An 18,170-nucleotide genomic window follows, 5' to 3' on the forward strand; every position below is an offset into this window, starting at 1 on the left:
GAAATTAGAGTTGAAGTATTTTTCCGACAAAAACCGCCCAGTGCATCTTGGCCCTTACCCGCTTGAACGTCTTTCACGCACGGACAAAATCGCCAATTTAGACAGGCTGCCAAAGTTCACTCAGATGCACTTTGAGGATAAAGAAAACCCTCAAAACATCGTCAATTCTATGATTGAAGCGCAAGCCATGCTCGACGCAATCCGCGACGGATTGATCAACAAAGCGCAAGCAAGTGTGCCTCACGATTTGACGGAACGCCAAAATCATCTCAAGGCATTTGGCTATTTTTCCGACGTGGCCATGGCCGCCACTTGCGCATTCACACCAGAAATGATGCTTGATGAGCCATTTCGAAATCCCGACATTGACCAACTGGCGCAAAAACTACGCACCGATCAAACCAAGTCTCTGGCCTCCGGTGTGGATGTGATCATGGCCGACTTGCGCGATGCGATGAACGCGCCGCCAAAAGACATGGATAGCCACAAACACGCGCTGATATTTGTCGTAGAACATCCGCGCGAGGTGCGTGATGATGAACCGGGTAACACTTGGCTGAAAGGCGCGGGTCCGGCGAGATCAGCTTTACGCGCCATGGAAGCTTCTGCAGTGCTAGCGCAATATATTCGACTGCTCGGTTACGACGCGCGCGCCCATAGCCACACAACTTCAGACGTTGATCTTTTTCACCTCGCTACAGCATCTGGCTTGGCGACAATTGAAGATGGCGAGCTGGTCAATCCATATTTGGGCAAAGGCTTCTCCATCGCCGCCGTAACGACCGAACTGGACTTCAGCCACGATCTGCCACTTGTTCCCCTAAAGGATCAACCCAAATCCAAAACCCATGGCATTGCATGGCAATTGGGCGTGGGCACAGCAAAAAGCGCACAAAATCTTGACCCCTACGCGAAACGTCGTTTCGTTGATGGTGCGCATCCATTCGAAACGCTTAAGAGGGTTGATAGCCCCACAACATATATTGACGAAGATCGCGTGCCCCGCGTGCCAAAACGTACGGATATGTTTGCCCGTTCTTTGTTCGGCGATATGGGAAAACGCAACCAACAAGCATCACGCAATGGCCAATATGTCAGAAAATCCGCGCCATCAATGGCCCAACGACGGGCATTGGGCGCATTTGTTTTACTCCAAGATGGCGAACACAATTCGTCCATTTCCGCAGAGGCAAGCGACACTGAGCGCAACGCGGACAACCTCAAGGCGATGTCTTACTTTTTAGGTGCAGATGCCACTGGCATTTCGCGTTGCCCCGAATGGACTTGGTACTCACACGATGCAACTGGCGAACCAATTGTGCCGCCCCATAATCAAGCCATTTCAATGGTCATCGATCAGGGCTACGAAACCATGGAAGGCGCATCCGGCGATGATTGGATTGCTGTATCCCAATCCATGCGCGCCTATCTTCGATTTTCCATTTTGGGTAGCATTGTCGCCAAGCAAATTCGTCGTCTTGGCTACAAAGCAAAAGCCCATACCGTTATGGACGGCGAGGTATTGCAGCCCCCACTCCTTCTGCTTTCAGGCCTTGGCGAGGTCAGTCGGATTGGCGAAGTCATCCTAAATCCATTCTTGGGTCCACGGCTAAAATCTGGTGTCGTGACCACCGACATGCCTATGGCCCATGACAAACCAATTTCTTTCGGTTTGCAGGACTTTTGTGAGAGCTGCAATAAATGCGCACGCGAATGTCCATCTGGCGCAATTACCGCCGGACCAAAGCTAATGTTCAATGGCTATGAAATTTGGAAATCCGACAGCCAAAAATGCACCACATACCGCATCACCAACGAAGGTGGCGCGATGTGCGGCAGGTGCATGAAAACATGCCCGTGGAACCTTGAAGGCATTTTTGCTGAAGCGCCATTTCGCTGGGTCGCAATGAATGTGCCCAAAGCCGCACCCTTGCTGGCGAAATTGGACGACGTGGTTGGCAACGGCGAAAGAAACCTTGTCAAAAAATGGTGGTGGGATCTCGAAATCCAAGATGACGGTGCCTATCGCCCGACCAAAACTAAACCTCATGCCCGCGATCTGCAAAAGGATCTGAACCTGAAGTATGAGGATCAAACCTTAGCTGTTTATCCCGCCAGTCTTGCCCCGCACCCATGGCCGTTCCCGTTCCCGATGGATCGAGAAAAAGGCATAGAAGCCTATCAAGCGATGATCACGGCCAAGCAATATAAAGCTCGCCTAGCAAAGGGCGATACAAAAGACCTCGCCCATGAATATCGGATTGAAGGCGACGCGCCTGTAATTCGGGTTGAAGTCACAAAAGCCGAAGAAATGACCAGCGGCGTGACGAAATATGAGTTCTCGACTTTGGACGGCTCATTGTTCCCAGAATGGCAAGCTGGAGCGCACCTAGATATCGTTGTTGCACCAGAATTCTTGCGCCAATATTCCATGTCGGGTGACCCAGCTGACCGAACCAAATACCAAATCGGCGTGCTGCGTGAGGACAAGGGTCGAGGCGGCTCGCAATTGTTGCATCGAATATTTACCGAAGGGCGCAAAATCTTCATCTCTAAGCCGATCAATCACTTCCCCTTGGAAGAAGCGGCAAAGAAGACATATCTGATGGGCGGCGGCATCGGTATTACCCCGATGATCGCGATGGCGCACCGGCTCCATGCGATCAACGCTGATTTTGTGATGCATTACTCCTGTTCTTTACGCGCCAATGCCGGGTTCTTAAATGACCTCGAGAAAATGCCATGGCGTGACAAAATTCACCTTCACTTCTCCGACGAAGGAACACGTGCGGATTTGGATGAAGTGTTGGCCAGTTACCAAACTGGCGCGCACGTTTATACCTGCGGCCCAGAACCATACATGCAATCTGTGATGGAAGCGGCAGAACGACAAGGTTTTGACGACGACGAACGACATATTGAATATTTCAATGTGCCTGAACTGCCTGAATATGAGAACCATCCGTTTAAACTAAAGCTTGCTCAGAGTGGTCGCGAGTTCGACATTCCTGCTGACAAGTCAGCGACGGACGTTTTGACCGAAAACGGCATCCATATTGACGTCAAATGCTCTGACGGCATTTGCGGCGTGTGCAAATGCGGGCTAGTTGAAGGAGATGTCGAGCACCGCGACTTTGTGCTGTCAAAAAAGCAGCAAAAAGACGCGATAATCTTATGCCAATCCCGCGCAGCAAAGCCTGGCGGAACGGTTGAAGTTGACCTCTAAAGCTAGAGTTTGACACCATAAATGCGTTGCGTGTTCTGATTAAAAATCTTTGTCTGATTTTGATCAGTTTCGCTCGACAATATATCGCGGGTGATGGTGATCCAGCTTGGCAGGTCCATGGCCAGTTTAACAACGGGCCAATCACCCCCCCAAACACACCTGTCAGCACCAAACTGTTCTACGACATGTTCAATGTAGGGTCGCACCGCCGCGGTGTGATCCTGATCAGGTCCGCAATAAGCAACAACGCCGGAAATCTTACAGGCAACATTTTCCAATTTGGCAAGCGCGGTCATTTTCTCACGCCAAACGGTTAGGTCACCACCTGCTACATTTGGCACGCCACAATGGTTGAGGATAAACTGAGTATTGTCACAGGCCCTAGCCAACTCGATGGCAACATCCAACTGGCTTTCCAAAAAGCACATATCAAAGGTCTTACCTGCAGCACCGATTTTTCTGACATTCTCACGAAATAAGGGCTGTCGAGACATTTCATCATCTACGACATGCAAAATCCGGCGATAGCCAACCACAAGCGGGTTATCAGATGTCGCTTCCAGCCATTCATCAAAATCCGCACTGTCCTCGGGATAGGCGGCCGCAATAACACCAAGCATCCTGCTGCTTGGGTCAGCTGCAAACGCCAACGCGAATTCGGTTTCAGCACGATAATATTGCGGATCAACAGCTGTTTCCATAAATATGGTACCCGCAACATTGTCGCGCGGCACCAAATTTTGGTAAGCAGGCACATCATATGCCGTGTTATTCAGAACCGGGATACCGCCCGCCCACTCATAAGAAAATCGTGTCGGATACATGAGATGTTGGTGTGTATCTATAAGCGGTATCATGGGGTCACTCCTATCCTTGGATTACGTTCTGACGTTGTTGACCAAGCCCTTCGATTTCAAGCTCCATCACATCGCCCGGCTTTAAATAGGTCGGTGGTTTCATGCCCAATCCAACACCCGGAGGTGTGCCGGTCGAGATAATGTCGCCCGACTGCAAACTCATGAATTGAGAAACGTACGAGACCAAATGCGCAACCCCATAGACCATGGTTTTGCTGTTCCCGGTTTGCATGCGCTTGCCGTTTACATCTAAATGCATGGCCAAGTTTTGTGGATCTTCAATTTCGTCGCGGGTGACAAGATATGGGCCAATCGGGCCAAACGTGTCAGCAGACTTTCCTTTGACCCACTGGCCTTCGCGCTCAAGTTGGAATTCGCGCTCTGAAAGGTCATTGATAACGCAATAACCAGCCACATAGTCCAAAGCGTCTTTTTCATCGACATATTTTGCATCACGGCCAATGACCACACCAAGCTCGACTTCCCAATCTGATTTTTGCGATCCACGCGGGATCTCTACATCATCATCTGGACCGACAATTGCCGACGTTGCCTTCATGAACATTACGGGTTCTGACGGCACATCAAGTCCAGATTCGGCCGCGTGATCTGCATAGTTCAAACCAATGCAGATAAACTTGCCAACGCCCGAAACACATGCGCCAATTCTTTGGTCCTTGGGCAGCTCCGGCAATGTGGCGATATCTAATCCACGCAAGCGCTGCAGAGTTTCATCATCAATGTTCGCACCATTGATGTCATCGATGTGGGCAGATAAATCACGGTATGATCCGTTCGGCCCAAGGATTGCTGGTTTTTCGTGCCCCACAGGACCAACACGTAAAAGTTTCATTCCGATATTCCTTTAAATGGTCCAACCGCCGTCGATGACGTGGGTTTGTCCAGTTGTATATGCTGCCAAATCACTCGCCAGATAGGCGACAAGCGCGGCAATTTCTTCAGGTTGGCCAATGCGCCCCATTGGCTGGCGCGCAATGAATTGAGCCTTAGCTTCTTCGTAGTTGCCCCCTGCTGAAAGCCGGTCTTCCAAAGACGGCGAGTGTACGGTGCCCGGGCAAATCGCATTGCAGCGAATGCCTTGGGTAACGTAATCGGCAGCAACAGACTTAGTAAGACCAATAACAGCAGCCTTTGACGCACCATAAGCAAATCGGTTTGGCACCCCCGTAACTGATGAAGCGACTGACGCCATATTGATGATCGATCCGCCGCCATTTTCAAGCATTTTAGGCAAAAACGCTTTGATCATTTTGTACATCGCGGTGACGTTCAAAGCGAAAGAGAAATCCCAGTCCTTTTCAGCACATTCAAGCAATGAACCGTTTGCAACAAACCCAGCGCAGTTGAACAACACATCAAGCGTGCCAACTTCATTGGCCATTTGCTCAACCGCATCATGGTCCAAAACATTGAGCGTTTTGATTGTGCATCCGACCTCGTCGGCCAAAGATTGCAGCCCGGCTTCATCTATGTCGGTGGCAATAACATTGGCACCTTCTTTGACCAAATGGACGACGCTCGCCCGACCAATACCTTGCGCGGCAGCCGTAACAAGGCAAAGTTTTCCTTCTAATGTTTTCATCATATTCTCTTTATCTCAAGCGCCCGGCAAACATGCCGGACCAATGGGTTCAAAACTTTTATAAGTGAGGATAAATTCCGTGTGGCCAAGTGCCTCCGAGCAGGTCATATCGCCCTGCCCGACATTTCTTACGAGCTGAAAAATCTCGTTTCCGACCTCTTCAAGTGAGGCCTCGCCATCCAAAATTCGCCCAGCATTAACATCCATATCTTCGGACAGACACGAATATGTTAGCGGATTGGCGCAAACTTTAATTACTGGCGAAATGGCGGAGCCTACAACCGACCCCCGCCCGGTCGCAAACAAAATCACATGCGCACCGCAGGCAATCAGCTCAACAATTTCCGCGTTGTCGACGATGTTGGGAAACCCAAAACGCACTTCGCCATCCGGCACAACATCCAACAGGTAGAGCCCACCTGCCGGCGGTATATCACCGGGTTTGATCAGGCCAGAAATCTGGGAACGCCCGCTTTTGGCATATGCGCCCATGGATTTTTCTTCGATGGTTGAAAGACCGCCATCAGCATTTCCCGGCGCGAAACTTGGGTAGCCCAGAACTTCATAATAGTTTGCCGCTTTGTTCACCGAGTTGATCAGTTCAGTAGCCAATTCAGGTGTCACCGCCCGTTCAGCCATATGGTGTTCACAACCGATAAGCTCGCCTGTTTCCTCAAAGATGCAAGCGGCACCCTTTTCAACCAACTGATCAAACGCGCGACCAATCCCCGGATTTGCTGTTAAGCCGCTGGTGCCATCAGATCCACCGCAGATCGTTCCAACAACAAGCTCGGACATGTCCATCGGCACAGTGGGCATATGATCAAGTTTTTCGCCGATATCTTTGATCCAGCTCACGCCCTTTTCTATTGTGGACCGCGTGCCACCTTCACCCTGGATCGTTAAAACGCTGACGTCACGTCCGCTTTGTGCCACAACGTCTTGTAGGCGCAGCTTGTTAAACCCTTCACAGCCCAGTGAAACCAGCAAAACTGCCCCGACATTTGGATGGGTACATAAACGCTCCATCATCGATTGCGCATATTCATTTGGGTAACATCCGGGAAAGCCGACAACCTGCACTTTTTGCGGCGCAAACTGTTGTGCAACATTGCGCGCCACATGGTGAGCACACTCCACAAGATAGACGACCAAAGTGATGTTTCTGATGCCTTTGCGGCCATCAGATCTCAAATAACCATTCATGATTGGGTCTCTCTTGGCGCGCCGGTCGTAACGGTATTCGCCATATATTGGCTCTGTGTATTATGGACATGGACAAGTTGCCCGACTTCTATGTCAGCACTCGCCAAGCCGATAACCGCACCATATTTAACAACATGCTCACCTTTGTGGATCGAGCGGCGAGCCAGCTTAAATCCAATCCCCGCATTGCGGTCTAGCGTCGCCTCAACACCCTCGATCAAAACGGCATCACCTGCCCGAATTGGGCGCGCAACGCCAAGAACATTGTCTGCAGCATCCAACAGCAATAGTCGCTTATCCAGTGCATTCTTCTGGCCTTGATCTGCACCATCGTTCATAAAACTACACCTTCTCAATTGGGTGACTGCGACGAAGAAACACCGCATCAAACTGCATCAGAATTTCCCATACTTTAGATAAGCCTCTTGAGGGTCAGTGCCCGCCAAAATGGCGGTACGGACCTTGTTTTCTGTTTGCATTGCCTCAATCGAGGCTGTTGTGACGTGCTCTACTTGTGCCCTGGGCACGCGCACGAGACCATCTAGGTCACCAAGCAAAAAATCGCCAGGCTGGATCAACACGTCGCCAATGATAATATCAACATCAAATCCTGTTGGCAGCCAATGTCCCACAACATCCCGGGGCGTGTGGAACCGACGCCACGCCTGAAAGCCTTGCGCTTTCAAAAAATGCGTATCGCGAATGCCGCCGTCGATAACACAACCAAGTACACCCTTGCTTTTCAAGGTCTCCGAAGAGAGCTCTCCCATGTGGGCGATCGTACGGTCATGGGGCTGTGAAACCCAAATATGTCCGGACTTTGCCTTTGAAAGTAAACCTGTCCATTCCAAAAGCGTTTGATGCCCATCGGCGGTTTCATCCACCCGACCTTCAATGGTAAAAACGGGTCCACACAAAACATCATCCGGCAATAGTGGCGTCAACTGATGCGGCAAGGTGAAGTTGCGCAATCCCATTTTGCGCATGACGTCGTGCACAACACCCGTATAGCATTTGCCCAGTTCTGCCGTAAGAACTTCAAAATCAGGCATGATAAAACACTTCTTCCATCATCGCCCACCACTCGCCGTCTGCGCGGGTTTCAAGTGCTTTTTGACATGGAATACAAACGTCCCACCATTCTTTGGTAACCGACAGATCGGCCATGCGCTTCATATCAGCCTCAAAATCGTCGCCAACATATTCCCAATAACCAAAAAGTAAGTTCTCAGGTTCACGCAAAAAGATCGAATATTTGGTGACGTTGCAATCGCTCAAGCTTTGCAAAATTTCAGGCCAGACATCAGCGTGGAGCTCTTTATACTTCTGAATGAATTCTGGTCGAATACCGATAACCATGCCCATGCGTTCCATCATAAACTCCTCAGGTTAGAACCTTGTGAGAACCTTCAACACTCAGTTTTTCAACCGCGCTAAAGTCCCAATCTATGCCCAAACCAGCCTCGTTCGAAGGCATGCCAAAACCATCAGCAATTTTCATCGAAGTGTTCGTGAGCCGGTCAAGTTGCGGGATGTATTCCAGCCATCTCGAATTTGGAACAGCACAACAAAGCGAAACATGTAGCTCCATGAGAAAGTGCGGACATACCGATACGTTAAACGCTTCTGCCATATGGGCAACTTTTAGCCATGGCGTAATACCACCGATGCGGGCAACATCAACTTGCACAATTGATGCCGCATCTCGGCGAAGATACTCATTGAACTGAGAAAGCGAATACATGCTTTCACCCACCGCAATGGGGACAGAGGTCGAGCGTGCCAAATTCTCATGACTACCCACATCGTCAGCACGTAAGGGCTCTTCAAACCAAGCAATATTGTAAGCTTCCAAAAGCTGAGCACGTCGCCGCGCCTCCGACAATGAAAAGCTTTGGTTCCCGTCAGTCATAATTTCAAACTGTTCACCGACGGCCTCGCGCACCCCACGCAATCTTGCTTCATCATCAGCAGCAATCTCGTGCCCGATTTTGATTTTAGCGCCTTTGAAGCCCTCGGCTTGTCTGGCCGTCGCATCTTCCACCAATTCTTCTGGGGAAAGATGCAACCACCCTCCCTCAGTCGAGTAAAGAGGGATCCTATCCTTCGCGCCACCAGCCATTTTCCACAAGGGCTGATTGAGCTTCTTGCACTTGAGATCCCACAACGCGATGTCGATTGCCGCCAATGATAATGACGTAATCGCCCCCACACTTGTGGCGTGGGTTTTGAACAGCAAATCGCGCCAAATTTGCTCGATCTGCATAGGGTCGCGGCCGATCAAGCAAGGAACAAGAGTATGTTCCAAAAGTGACATGATAGATCGACCACCAGTACCAATTGTGTAGGAATAACCAATACCAATCGCACCATCACTATCGGTGATTTTAACGATTGGCGTTTCTTGGCTTTCAAAACTCTGAATGGCGTCAGTACGCTTAACTTTTGGCGGCAAATCAACCATCAAAATCTCGACACGTTCAATCTCAGTCATCTAGGCCACCAAGCACGTTGTTGCCGGTGCCAGCGTCAAACAGGTGAATGCGGTCCAGTGATAGGTTGAATGTCAAACGCTCATCACCAACTATGGGCCGCGGGTTTAACATTTTACCCTGCACATCTTTCGCGCCAATCGTTGAGAACAATATTGTCTCTGTGCCCAACGGCTCCGATATCGAAACCATTAGGTCAAAACTAACCGTCTCACCATCATCCCGCATGCCATGACCTATAGGCGTCATATCGTCTGGTCGAATACCGACAATGATATCTTGACCTTCGCTAACATGATTACGCGCGCGGGTCGGTACAGGTATCACAATGTTATCTGCAAGTGCAATTTGCAGGCCCGATTTGCCGTCGCTCAAAACCTTACCATCAAGCTGGTTCATCGGCGGACTACCGATAAAGGAGCCAACAAACGTATTTACGGGGTTTTCGAATACGTGCAGAGGCGTGCCAACTTGTTCGATATGGCCGTCGCGCATAATCACGATGCGGTCAGCTAGCGTCATCGCTTCCACTTGATCGTGAGTAACGTAAACAATGGTGTTGTTGACCCGCTTATGGAGTTTTTTGATTTCAGTCCGCATTTGGACCCGCAGCTTCGCGTCCAAATTGGAAAGTGGTTCATCAAACAAGAAAACATCGGGGTTACGAACAATTGCCCGGCCCATTGCAACACGTTGGCGTTGCCCCCCCGAAAGCGCTGCAGGCAAACGATCCATCAACATGCCAAGGCCCAAAATCTCCGCCGCGTTTTCAACACGTTTGACAATTTCGGCCTCAGGGTGCTTCGCAATCTTTAGGCCAAACCCCAAATTGTCCCGCACTGACATGTGTGGATATAGGGCGTAATTCTGGAACACCATCGAGATGTTTCGATCCCTTGGCGGCAAGTTATTGACGACCTTATCGCCAATTTTAATTGTGCCCCCAGATATCTCTTCCAGCCCCGCAATCATGCGCAATGTCGTTGATTTACCGCAACCAGACGGACCCACAAGAACAACAAATTCCGAGTGGCTAATTTCGAGGTCAATTCCATGTACGACCTCAAGTTGGCCATAGTTTTTCGTGATTTTTTGAAGTGAAACTTCGGTCATATCTATCCCTTTACGCCGCCAAATGTCAGGCCAGCAATGAGGTGTTTTTGGACAAGGAATGTTAGAATTAACGCTGGGACAATAATGATGAACGCCATTGCGCACATCCCGGCCCAGTCCGTTGTGAACTGCGCGATAAAGTCTGTAAGGCCAACAGGTAGCGTCTTACTATTGGTCGAGCGCGTAAGATTGCTGGCCAGGGCAAATTCATTCCAGCTTGTCAAAAAGGCGAATATGCCTGCAGACGCAATGCCGGACTTTGCCAATGGAAACTCAATCTTCCAAAACGCTTGCCACCTCGTACATCCATCTACTTCAGCGGCTTCAGCCAATTCTTTGGGTATTTGACGGAAGAACCCATCGATCAGCCAAATCGTAAAGGGAACATTGAGCGCCACATACACCAAAATTAGCCCAAACTGCGTGTCTATCCATCCAAGCCGTGCCCAGATAATGAAGACCGGCAGACTTAGCGCAATGCCCGGCACTGTCCGCGACAGCATCAAGCCCAAAAACAATGTGTCTTTAAACTTGAACCTGTAGCGCGCAAATGCGTAACCGCCCGAAATACCCACAATGATCGCAATGGCCGTGCTGGTCAGCGCAATGACGAGAGAGTTTCTGAAATAGGCAAGCACCGGAATGGCAATTTGAGTTTCACCAATACCAAAAATTGCATAAAAATTGTCAAGTGTAAGCCGTTTGGGAATCCAAATGGCAGGCTTCGCCAATATTTCTTGCAACGGTCTGAAACCGGACAAAACCACCCAGAGCCCTGGCATCGTGATGATCAACATCACAATGAACGTAACGATCCAGCTGATTGTGGCTTTTGTTTGCGTACTCATTATTGTGCGCCCCCCATATAGCGCCGAGCTGCGACGAGTTTTGAAAAGAAATAGTACGTAAAGACAATGGAAAGCAGGATGGAGACATAGGCCATCGCATTGGCCATGCCCATGTTTGCGCTGTCATACCCGGTGCGCGCAATTAATGTCCAAAGCAACTCGGTGCGTCCAGCCGGACCACCACCGGTCATTGTGTCCACCACGTCATAGGCACGCGCCACATCCAGAGATCGAATGGTCATCGCGATATAAGCGAACGGCATTAAAAACGGCAATGTAATGTGTCTAAAGGTTTGCCAGGCATTACAGCCATCAACTTGAGCGGCCTCCAGCGGATCCTTTGGCATGGCGAACAAACCCGCGAGTAACAGGATGGCAAAAATACTTGTGCTCATCCAAATTTCTGCAAAGGCGATCGCGCCCATGGCAAGCCAACCGTCAACCAGCCAAGGTATGGCTTGATCGGTGATGCCCAATCCTTGCAACGCGTTGTTCAAAATACCAACATTGTCGTTGAAAATGAACTTGAACTGAAACCCAACCAATATGGGTGAAAACATCATAGGGAACATCATGATCGTGCGCATTGTGCGCTGGCCCCAGGTGATCTTGTTGATCAGCAAGGCAATGCCCAGACCGAACAAGAACTCTAGGTTGATCACGACGGCCAGAAATCCGACAGTTCGGAAAAACGCGGCCCAAAAGTCCCAGTCAGAAAATATGCGCTGGTAATTTCTCAGGCCCACAAATTTAAAAAGTGTATCCGGCCGGGTCAATTTATAAGGTGTAAAACTGGTCCATAGCGAGAACAGAATGGGCACCAAAACAACAATCAAAATCATGATAATCGCTGGCATCAACAACACGTAAGGTGTCGCCTGTTCTGAGAACATTTTTCTTTTGAGTTTTGTCAAAACTGACATGTTTTCTCCAACGGATGCTTGTCATTTAGAGACAAGTGAGTGGGGTCGTGACCCCACTCTGTTTTTTACTATTCGACTTTGAAGTTTAACCTTCGTCTTCGATCAGTTGATTTGCCGCAGAAGCCGCGTCGTCCAAAGCTTGCTGTGGAGTTTTCTCTCCAACAATTGCAGCTTGAAGTTCAGGGAACAACTCATTCGAAATCGGGATCCATAATGGTGTGGATGGAACTGCGAATGCATCTTCAGCCATGGAAGCGCCGAATGTTTCAAACACCTCAACCAACCAGTCGTTTCCGCTCGCTTTTGATTCTGCAATAATTGCTTCAATTGCATCAGGACGTGTTGGCAACAAGCCAGTGCGTGCTTCTGTCATTTGACTATCAAAATCAGTTAGGAACGACACAAAGGAAGCCGCTGCTGCTTTGTTGTCACATGCCTCAGTGATGGAGAACGAGTGAGAACCAGACCAACCAGTGCGTTTGCCGCTAGAGCCTTTCGGCGCACGGATCAGACCAACATCACCTTTAATTTTGCTGTCATCGCTATTAAAGAACGATGCCCAACCGCCCCAATCAAGGCTTAAAGCAACAGTACCTGATGCAAAGCCTAGACCAGTTTCATCCCAAAGATAGTTTGGCACACCAACCGGAACCGCTTTGGCTTCATATAGGTCCACAAACCAATCTAGCGCACGAACACCTTCTGGCGAGTTGAATGCCACTTTGCCATCTTTGCCAAAGAAGCTTCCACCCTCAGCAACCAACATCTCATAGAAACGACCAGAAATACCTTCATCTTTGCCCACATATTGAGTGCCGTAGAAGTTTGGTGGATCAGCAAAGAACATCGCTTGATCTTTAACTTGTGCCCAGGTCTCAGGCGGCATCAAGTCGTAGCCATATTCAGCTTTAAAGTCGGCTTGGTTTTTCTCGTCTGTGAACAAAGACTTGATGTAGTATAGATTTGAAACATCAGAGTGACGTGCCAATTGAACCAACCGGCCATCAACCATGCTGGCATTCAAAACGTTCTGAGAAATAGCACCCACAACATCTTCCGCCAAAATGGCGTTCAAGTCGACATAGAGTGAACCATACTGGGGCGCAAAGCTTGTGTGGTTTGAACCAACACACCAGTTAATAGAACCAGATGCGATATCTTGTTTGATCTCACGATCGAGTTCAAAGTGGTTTTTACGCGAAAGAATTTCCACTTTCGCGCCAGTTGCAGCTTCCCACTCAGGAATGCGCGTATATAGCGGCTCATACTGTGCGCCACCAATAAGCTTTACGCGTAATGTGTATCCGTCAAAATCGCCGGCGCTTGCAGCACCAGCGAACATGGTGACCGCTGTGGCACCTGCCAGCATCACGGTCGATAGTTTGTTCAAGAATTTCATTATTTCCTCCCTAGTGATAAAAAATTATTCAGTCCGTTAGATCGAATTCACGCTCAATTAGCGCGTTGTGCTCGCCGATCGATGGCGCAGGTTTTGGGCTCTTAAGTGTTGCCCCATCCACGCGCACCGGTGAGCGAATTGCTTTCATTGAGTGGCCATTGCCCAAGTTCAAATCTTGGAAAAAATCAAGAGCTTCAAAGCTCGATGACTTGAATAGGTCTGGCCATTGAAGAACTTCTGACGCCCAAATATCATGAGATACAAACAGCCCCATCCAATGGTCTGTGGTTTGCGCTTTCAAGTGATCAGCCAACACAAGCTTGATTTCATCGCGCTGTTCAAACCACAGCTTTTCATCGTCGAATTTTGTGAGCGCGTCACAGCCAATAATGCCGCCAAGTTTGTCCACCGGGGTCATGGCAATCGCGACATAACCGTCTTTGGTGGGGTAAACCCCATAAGGGGCGGACAGATATGCGTGCGCGTTGTTAAAGGAACTGCGCTTTGGCAAGCGGTTTTGCTGATCATTCAAATGAGTGGTCAACACCTCAAATTGAAAATCAACCAGCGCTTCCAGCAAACTTGTTTGCACATGGGCGCCTCGCCCTGACATACCGCGCCTAATGAGTGCAGCCAGAATTCCTTGAACAGCAATGTTGCCCGCTAACTGATCAGCTACGGCCAACCCCATTGCTGTGGGTGCCTGTCCGTCATCGCCAGAAAGCCACAACAGACCGGAGCGGGCTTGAGCAAGAAGGTCTTGACCTGGAAGTTCCTTCCAGTCGCCTTCCTCCCCATATCCAGAAACGGATGCGTAAACGACACCGGCATTCAGCTTTTTGACCTGCTCGTAACCTAGACCGAGTTTTTCCATCACACCCGGTCGAAAGTTTTGGATGATCACATCGGCCTTCGCGCAGAGTTTGCGCACTTTTTCCAGATCTATTTTGTCTTTAAGATTTGCGGAATAGCTTTCCTTATTTCGATTGATGGCATGAAACAGCGTATTCGCCCCATGGACTTCAACTTCTGACAAATAAAGATAGCGACATAAGTCACCGACTACGGGCCGTTCAATTTTGACGACCCGCGCGCCAAAATCCGCAAGCTTCAATCCCGCCAATGGGCCCGCCAAAAACTGGGAAAAATCTACAACCAGCAAACCATCTAGAAGTGCATCGTCGTTTAAACTGGTTTTCATCGGACACTCTCCTGATAAAGAGCATTGATGGCTTCCACCGCATCAGGGTTTGATCGCTTGCCCAAGAGGCAATCCCGCACGATATCGCCAGCATTATCTTGGAATGACATATAACCGTGGTGCCGAGGACGCAGGTAGGATTGCTCAAGTGTCTCTAGCGTGTTGGTAAAGAAGTTGGCACTGTGCTCATTGCACCTCGCATCCGTCCAAGCTTCCATATTGGCCGGCTGCCCACCTGCATCGAAGAACGCTCCTTTTTGACATTCAGCCGAAGCAATCCAGAATGAATATTCAAGTGCAATATCCAAATATTTTGTCCGTGACGAAATGGCAATTCCGGTCCCACCAATTGGTGATCCGATCGGTCCATTGTCGGCATGACTTGGGACGTTCCCAACCTCGATTAAATGAGGCCGAAACCCGCGACGAGAATAATTGGAATAACCATAAAGATATGGACAATAGCTGTGCGAATTCCGACAAGACAACCACTCAAAAGCAGCAATCGGGTCCATTGAAAAGCTCGCTGCATCGAGGTGCTCGCTGACCCGCTTCATTTGCTCAAGTGCAAAAACGCCAATGTCTGGATCGATGCCGATCTCGGAACGCCCGAAATCATGACCTATGTTCGATAGGACGTTGTAAAAACTCATCAAGGCATTAATAGGGATGAGTGGCCAAACAACTTGATTGTCTTTAGCTAGCTCAACAACATCATCCCAAGTCTTCGGTGTATCTTTAAGTAAGTCAGGACGCCGTGCAGATATTGGTGATGCAGCATCGATTGCCAATCCCCATTGCCGCCCTTCAAAATTGTAGGATTGATGTGACACGCCAACTGATTGGTTCGCTAAAACGTTCAATTCATCATCTCGGCCCCGCCCATCAAATGCAGCCAAAATGCCTGATGAAGCAATATCGCCAACATGTGGATGGTCGATGACCATAAGATCATATTCGTCAGCCATCTCCTGGATCGGGCGATCTGCAAAAGCCTGCAATGAGCGCTTTTCCCATACAATTTGAACATGGGGATGGCGGGCATCGCAAAACATCTCAGATGTGACCACCATTGGGTCAAAGCCACGCACATGGTCCCAGGTCATACCTTTAATCGTAACGAGCGGCTCAATCATTTTTCGCTAGATCCTGCCTGCCTGTTTGCGCTGCTTTGTTGTGCACTAGGGTCTTGATACTTCACCGTCATCAGATGCTCGCAATAAAGCGCCAGCACACCGTCCTCTTTGAAAACGCTGTAGCTCACCCGAACGAGACCCATATCGTCATACTTAGGTTCCTTGGAAAGGTTCTCTCTAATGGTGTAAATCGTGTCGCCAATAAAGACCGGCTTGATGAACCGAAGTCGATCATATCCATAAGAAAACGAATTCAAGCAATTGGTGGCGGCAAGGCCAAGCCCATAAGAAAAGACCTGGGCTCCGGCGACAAGACGACGACCAAATACGCCCTCGTTCTTTGCAAAATGCTCGTCTGCAACGTAAGGGTGCAAATCCATCACCATCATGTTGAACTGCATCGCCTCGCCTTCAGAAATGGTCCGGCGCAAACTACGAATTTTGTCACCCACGGTGAAATCTTCGTAGAACCAATTCTCCGCATTCCAAACAGGAATTTCACCATGCGCCTCGGGCATGTCTTCAGGCGGCCGCTTATGCGTTCCAATTTCAATCGCCATTGATCGTTCGCTCCCTAATTGCCTTCATCTTATGCTTGACTATTTTATATGTCAAATCTAATTTCATATACAAAAGTACAACACAGGAACCAGATCATGTACGAAGACAGATATCTTGAAGAATATGAATTGGGTGAAAAACGCAGCACGATCGGCCGCACCATTACCGAGACAGACATCGTCGTTCATGCGGGCCATACCGGCGACTTTTTCCCGCACCACATGGATGAAGAGTTCAGCAAAGGTGAAGCTTTTGGACAGCGCATTGCCCATGGCACCATGACTTTTGCCATCGGGATTGGCCTGACCGCCACAGCAATAAACTCTAAGGCCTTCACGTATGGCTATGAGAGATTACGTTTTCCGACGCCTGTCTTTATTGGGGATACTATTCACACCGAGATTGAAATCACACGTATGTCGGATGACCCCAAGCGCCCAAAGTTTGGCCAAGTCGTCGAAAGTTGTTGGGTTAAAAACCAAAAAGACGAGACAGTTTTGTTTTGCGAACATATTCTGTTGGTTCAAAAACAAGGAAATGAATGATGGATTTGAAACAGATCTGGGCTGCGCCCAGCAAAGCAACACCAATCATCATTATTGGCGCAGGTGGAATTGTATCGGATGCACATCTGCCCGCATATCGCCAAGCCGGGTTTCCCGTCAAAGGCATATTTGACCTTGACCAATCGCGCGCCCAAGAAGTCGCAGAGGAATGGAACATTGGCGAGGCATTCAAAACCTTGGATGATGCAATGGTCTATGGAACTGATGTCATTTATGATTTGGCGCTGCCACCCTCTGCCATCGCAAGCGTTTTGAACCACATCCCAGTGGGCGCAACGGTGTTAATCCAAAAACCGATGGGCGAGAATTTCGAGCAAGCGAAAGAAATATTGGCCGTCAGTCGGGCGCGCAACTTGAATGCCGCGATCAATTTCCAACTGCGCTTTAGCCCTCAAATGCTCGCCGTTCGCGACGCAATTGAACAAGGCACGCTCGGTGACTTATTGGAAATTGAAGTTCATCTAAACGTTAACACACCCTGGGAGCTGTTTCCGTTTCTCAAAGCAATGGATCGCGTGGAAATTGCTGTCCACTCCATACATTATCTCGACCTAATCCGGTCTTTGGTCGGAAAACCCAAAGGCGTTTTTGCGCGGACAATGGGCGACCCGCGATCCCCGGATATGGCGCAAACACGCACTACAGCGATGTTAGACTATGGGGATGAGTTGCGGTGCGTTTTATCGATCAATCATAACCATAATTTCGGCAGTAAGTTTCAGGACTGCAAGTTCCGTTTTGAGGGCACCAAAGGTGCGTTAATGACACAAATCGGGGTGAACTTAAACTACCCCGAAGGCGAACCAGACGAGTTATGGTTGGCGACCAACGATCAAGATTGGCAACAAATCGCACTAGACGGCTCTTGGTTCGTTGATGCATTTGTTGGGGTGATGAGCAACATGCAGCGTTTTCACATTGGTGAAGATCAAAAGCTCGTCACCTCAGTTGAAGACTGCATCGACACAATGGCGTTGGTGGAAGCTTGCTTTGAAGCAAGTGATCTCCCATCACATAAACTACCCACCGTATAAGCCAT

General features: G+C 49.3%; 18 protein-coding genes. 3 read left to right on the forward strand and 15 right to left on the reverse strand.

The genetic code is table 11. The annotated features are described in order from the left end of the window. Positions 1-10: 10 nt before the first annotated feature. A complete protein-coding gene (locus ACSHWX_RS01720) occupies positions 11-3,226 on the forward strand; it encodes a reductive dehalogenase (RefSeq protein ID WP_435666446.1) in 3,216 nt (1,071 codons plus the stop codon). 2 nt (positions 3,227-3,228) lie between these two features. Here ACSHWX_RS01720 and ACSHWX_RS01725 read toward each other — a convergent pair whose 3' ends face one another. The 15 genes from ACSHWX_RS01725 to ACSHWX_RS01795 form a co-directional block, all read right to left on the reverse strand. Further along, complete coding sequence (locus tag ACSHWX_RS01725; protein ID WP_435666447.1) at positions 3,229-4,083, reverse strand: amidohydrolase family protein; 855 nt, start codon at positions 4,081-4,083, stop codon at positions 3,229-3,231. A 10-nt stretch (positions 4,084-4,093) separates the two neighbouring features. Next, a complete protein-coding gene (locus tag ACSHWX_RS01730; protein ID WP_435666448.1) occupies positions 4,094-4,936 on the reverse strand; it encodes a fumarylacetoacetate hydrolase family protein in 843 nt (280 codons plus the stop codon). Between the two features lie 12 nt (positions 4,937-4,948). Further along, positions 4,949-5,689: an SDR family oxidoreductase gene (locus tag ACSHWX_RS01735; protein ID WP_435666449.1), complete on the reverse strand. Its 741-nt coding sequence runs from the start codon at positions 5,687-5,689 to the stop codon at positions 4,949-4,951. 12 nt (positions 5,690-5,701) lie between these two features. Further along, a complete protein-coding gene (locus ACSHWX_RS01740; RefSeq protein ID WP_435666450.1) occupies positions 5,702-6,892 on the reverse strand; it encodes a UxaA family hydrolase in 1,191 nt (396 codons plus the stop codon). Continuing rightward, positions 6,889-7,230, reverse strand: a complete 342-nt coding sequence (locus ACSHWX_RS01745) for a UxaA family hydrolase (RefSeq protein WP_435666451.1) — start codon at positions 7,228-7,230, stop codon at positions 6,889-6,891. The genes ACSHWX_RS01740 and ACSHWX_RS01745 overlap by 4 nt, the downstream gene beginning before the upstream one ends. 57 nt (positions 7,231-7,287) lie before the next feature. Beyond that, complete coding sequence (locus ACSHWX_RS01750) at positions 7,288-7,944, reverse strand: RraA family protein (RefSeq protein WP_435666452.1); 657 nt, start codon at positions 7,942-7,944, stop codon at positions 7,288-7,290. Beyond that, positions 7,937-8,266 carry an L-rhamnose mutarotase gene (locus ACSHWX_RS01755; protein ID WP_435666489.1) on the reverse strand — a complete coding sequence of 110 codons (330 nt, stop codon included), beginning with the start codon at positions 8,264-8,266 and terminating at the stop codon, positions 7,937-7,939. Before ACSHWX_RS01755 ends, ACSHWX_RS01750 begins: the two co-directional genes overlap by 8 nt. A gap of 10 nt (positions 8,267-8,276) precedes the next feature. Further along, positions 8,277-9,386, reverse strand: a complete 1,110-nt coding sequence (locus ACSHWX_RS01760; protein ID WP_435666453.1) for a mandelate racemase/muconate lactonizing enzyme family protein — start codon at positions 9,384-9,386, stop codon at positions 8,277-8,279. Further along, positions 9,379-10,497: an ABC transporter ATP-binding protein gene (locus ACSHWX_RS01765; RefSeq protein WP_435666454.1), complete on the reverse strand. Its 1,119-nt coding sequence runs from the start codon at positions 10,495-10,497 to the stop codon at positions 9,379-9,381. The genes ACSHWX_RS01760 and ACSHWX_RS01765 overlap by 8 nt, the downstream gene beginning before the upstream one ends. A 2-nt stretch (positions 10,498-10,499) precedes the next feature. Then, positions 10,500-11,345, reverse strand: a complete 846-nt coding sequence (locus ACSHWX_RS01770; RefSeq protein WP_435666455.1) for a carbohydrate ABC transporter permease — start codon at positions 11,343-11,345, stop codon at positions 10,500-10,502. Further along, positions 11,345-12,238, reverse strand: coding sequence for a carbohydrate ABC transporter permease (locus tag ACSHWX_RS01775; RefSeq protein WP_435666490.1), 894 nt, complete (start codon positions 12,236-12,238; stop codon positions 11,345-11,347). Before ACSHWX_RS01775 ends, ACSHWX_RS01770 begins: the two co-directional genes overlap by 1 nt. A gap of 115 nt (positions 12,239-12,353) precedes the next feature. Beyond that, a complete protein-coding gene (locus tag ACSHWX_RS01780) occupies positions 12,354-13,658 on the reverse strand; it encodes an extracellular solute-binding protein (RefSeq protein ID WP_435666491.1) in 1,305 nt (434 codons plus the stop codon). 37 nt (positions 13,659-13,695) lie between these two features. Next, on the reverse strand, positions 13,696-14,868 hold the full coding sequence (locus tag ACSHWX_RS01785; RefSeq protein WP_435666456.1) for a CaiB/BaiF CoA transferase family protein: 1,173 nt from the start codon (positions 14,866-14,868) through the stop codon (positions 13,696-13,698). After that, positions 14,865-16,004 (reverse strand): ABC transporter substrate-binding protein, encoded by a 1,140-nt coding sequence (locus ACSHWX_RS01790; RefSeq protein ID WP_435666457.1) that lies wholly within the window; start codon positions 16,002-16,004, stop codon positions 14,865-14,867. The genes ACSHWX_RS01785 and ACSHWX_RS01790 overlap by 4 nt, the downstream gene beginning before the upstream one ends. Beyond that, positions 16,001-16,564, reverse strand: coding sequence for a MaoC family dehydratase (locus ACSHWX_RS01795; RefSeq protein WP_435666458.1), 564 nt, complete (start codon positions 16,562-16,564; stop codon positions 16,001-16,003). The genes ACSHWX_RS01790 and ACSHWX_RS01795 overlap by 4 nt, the downstream gene beginning before the upstream one ends. A gap of 96 nt (positions 16,565-16,660) precedes the next feature. Between ACSHWX_RS01795 and ACSHWX_RS01800 the strand changes: the two genes are divergently transcribed. Continuing rightward, positions 16,661-17,110: a MaoC family dehydratase gene (locus ACSHWX_RS01800; RefSeq protein WP_435666459.1), complete on the forward strand. Its 450-nt coding sequence runs from the start codon at positions 16,661-16,663 to the stop codon at positions 17,108-17,110. Beyond that, the gene (locus ACSHWX_RS01805) at positions 17,110-18,165 is read left to right on the forward strand and encodes a Gfo/Idh/MocA family protein (protein WP_435666460.1); all 1,056 of its coding nucleotides are present in this window, start codon (positions 17,110-17,112) and stop codon (positions 18,163-18,165) included. The genes ACSHWX_RS01800 and ACSHWX_RS01805 overlap by 1 nt, the downstream gene beginning before the upstream one ends. The last annotated feature ends 5 nt before the right edge of the window (positions 18,166-18,170 follow it).

It is taken from the genome of Maritalea sp. (assembly GCF_051251695.1).
Taxonomy (GTDB): domain Bacteria; phylum Pseudomonadota; class Alphaproteobacteria; order Rhizobiales; family Devosiaceae; genus Maritalea.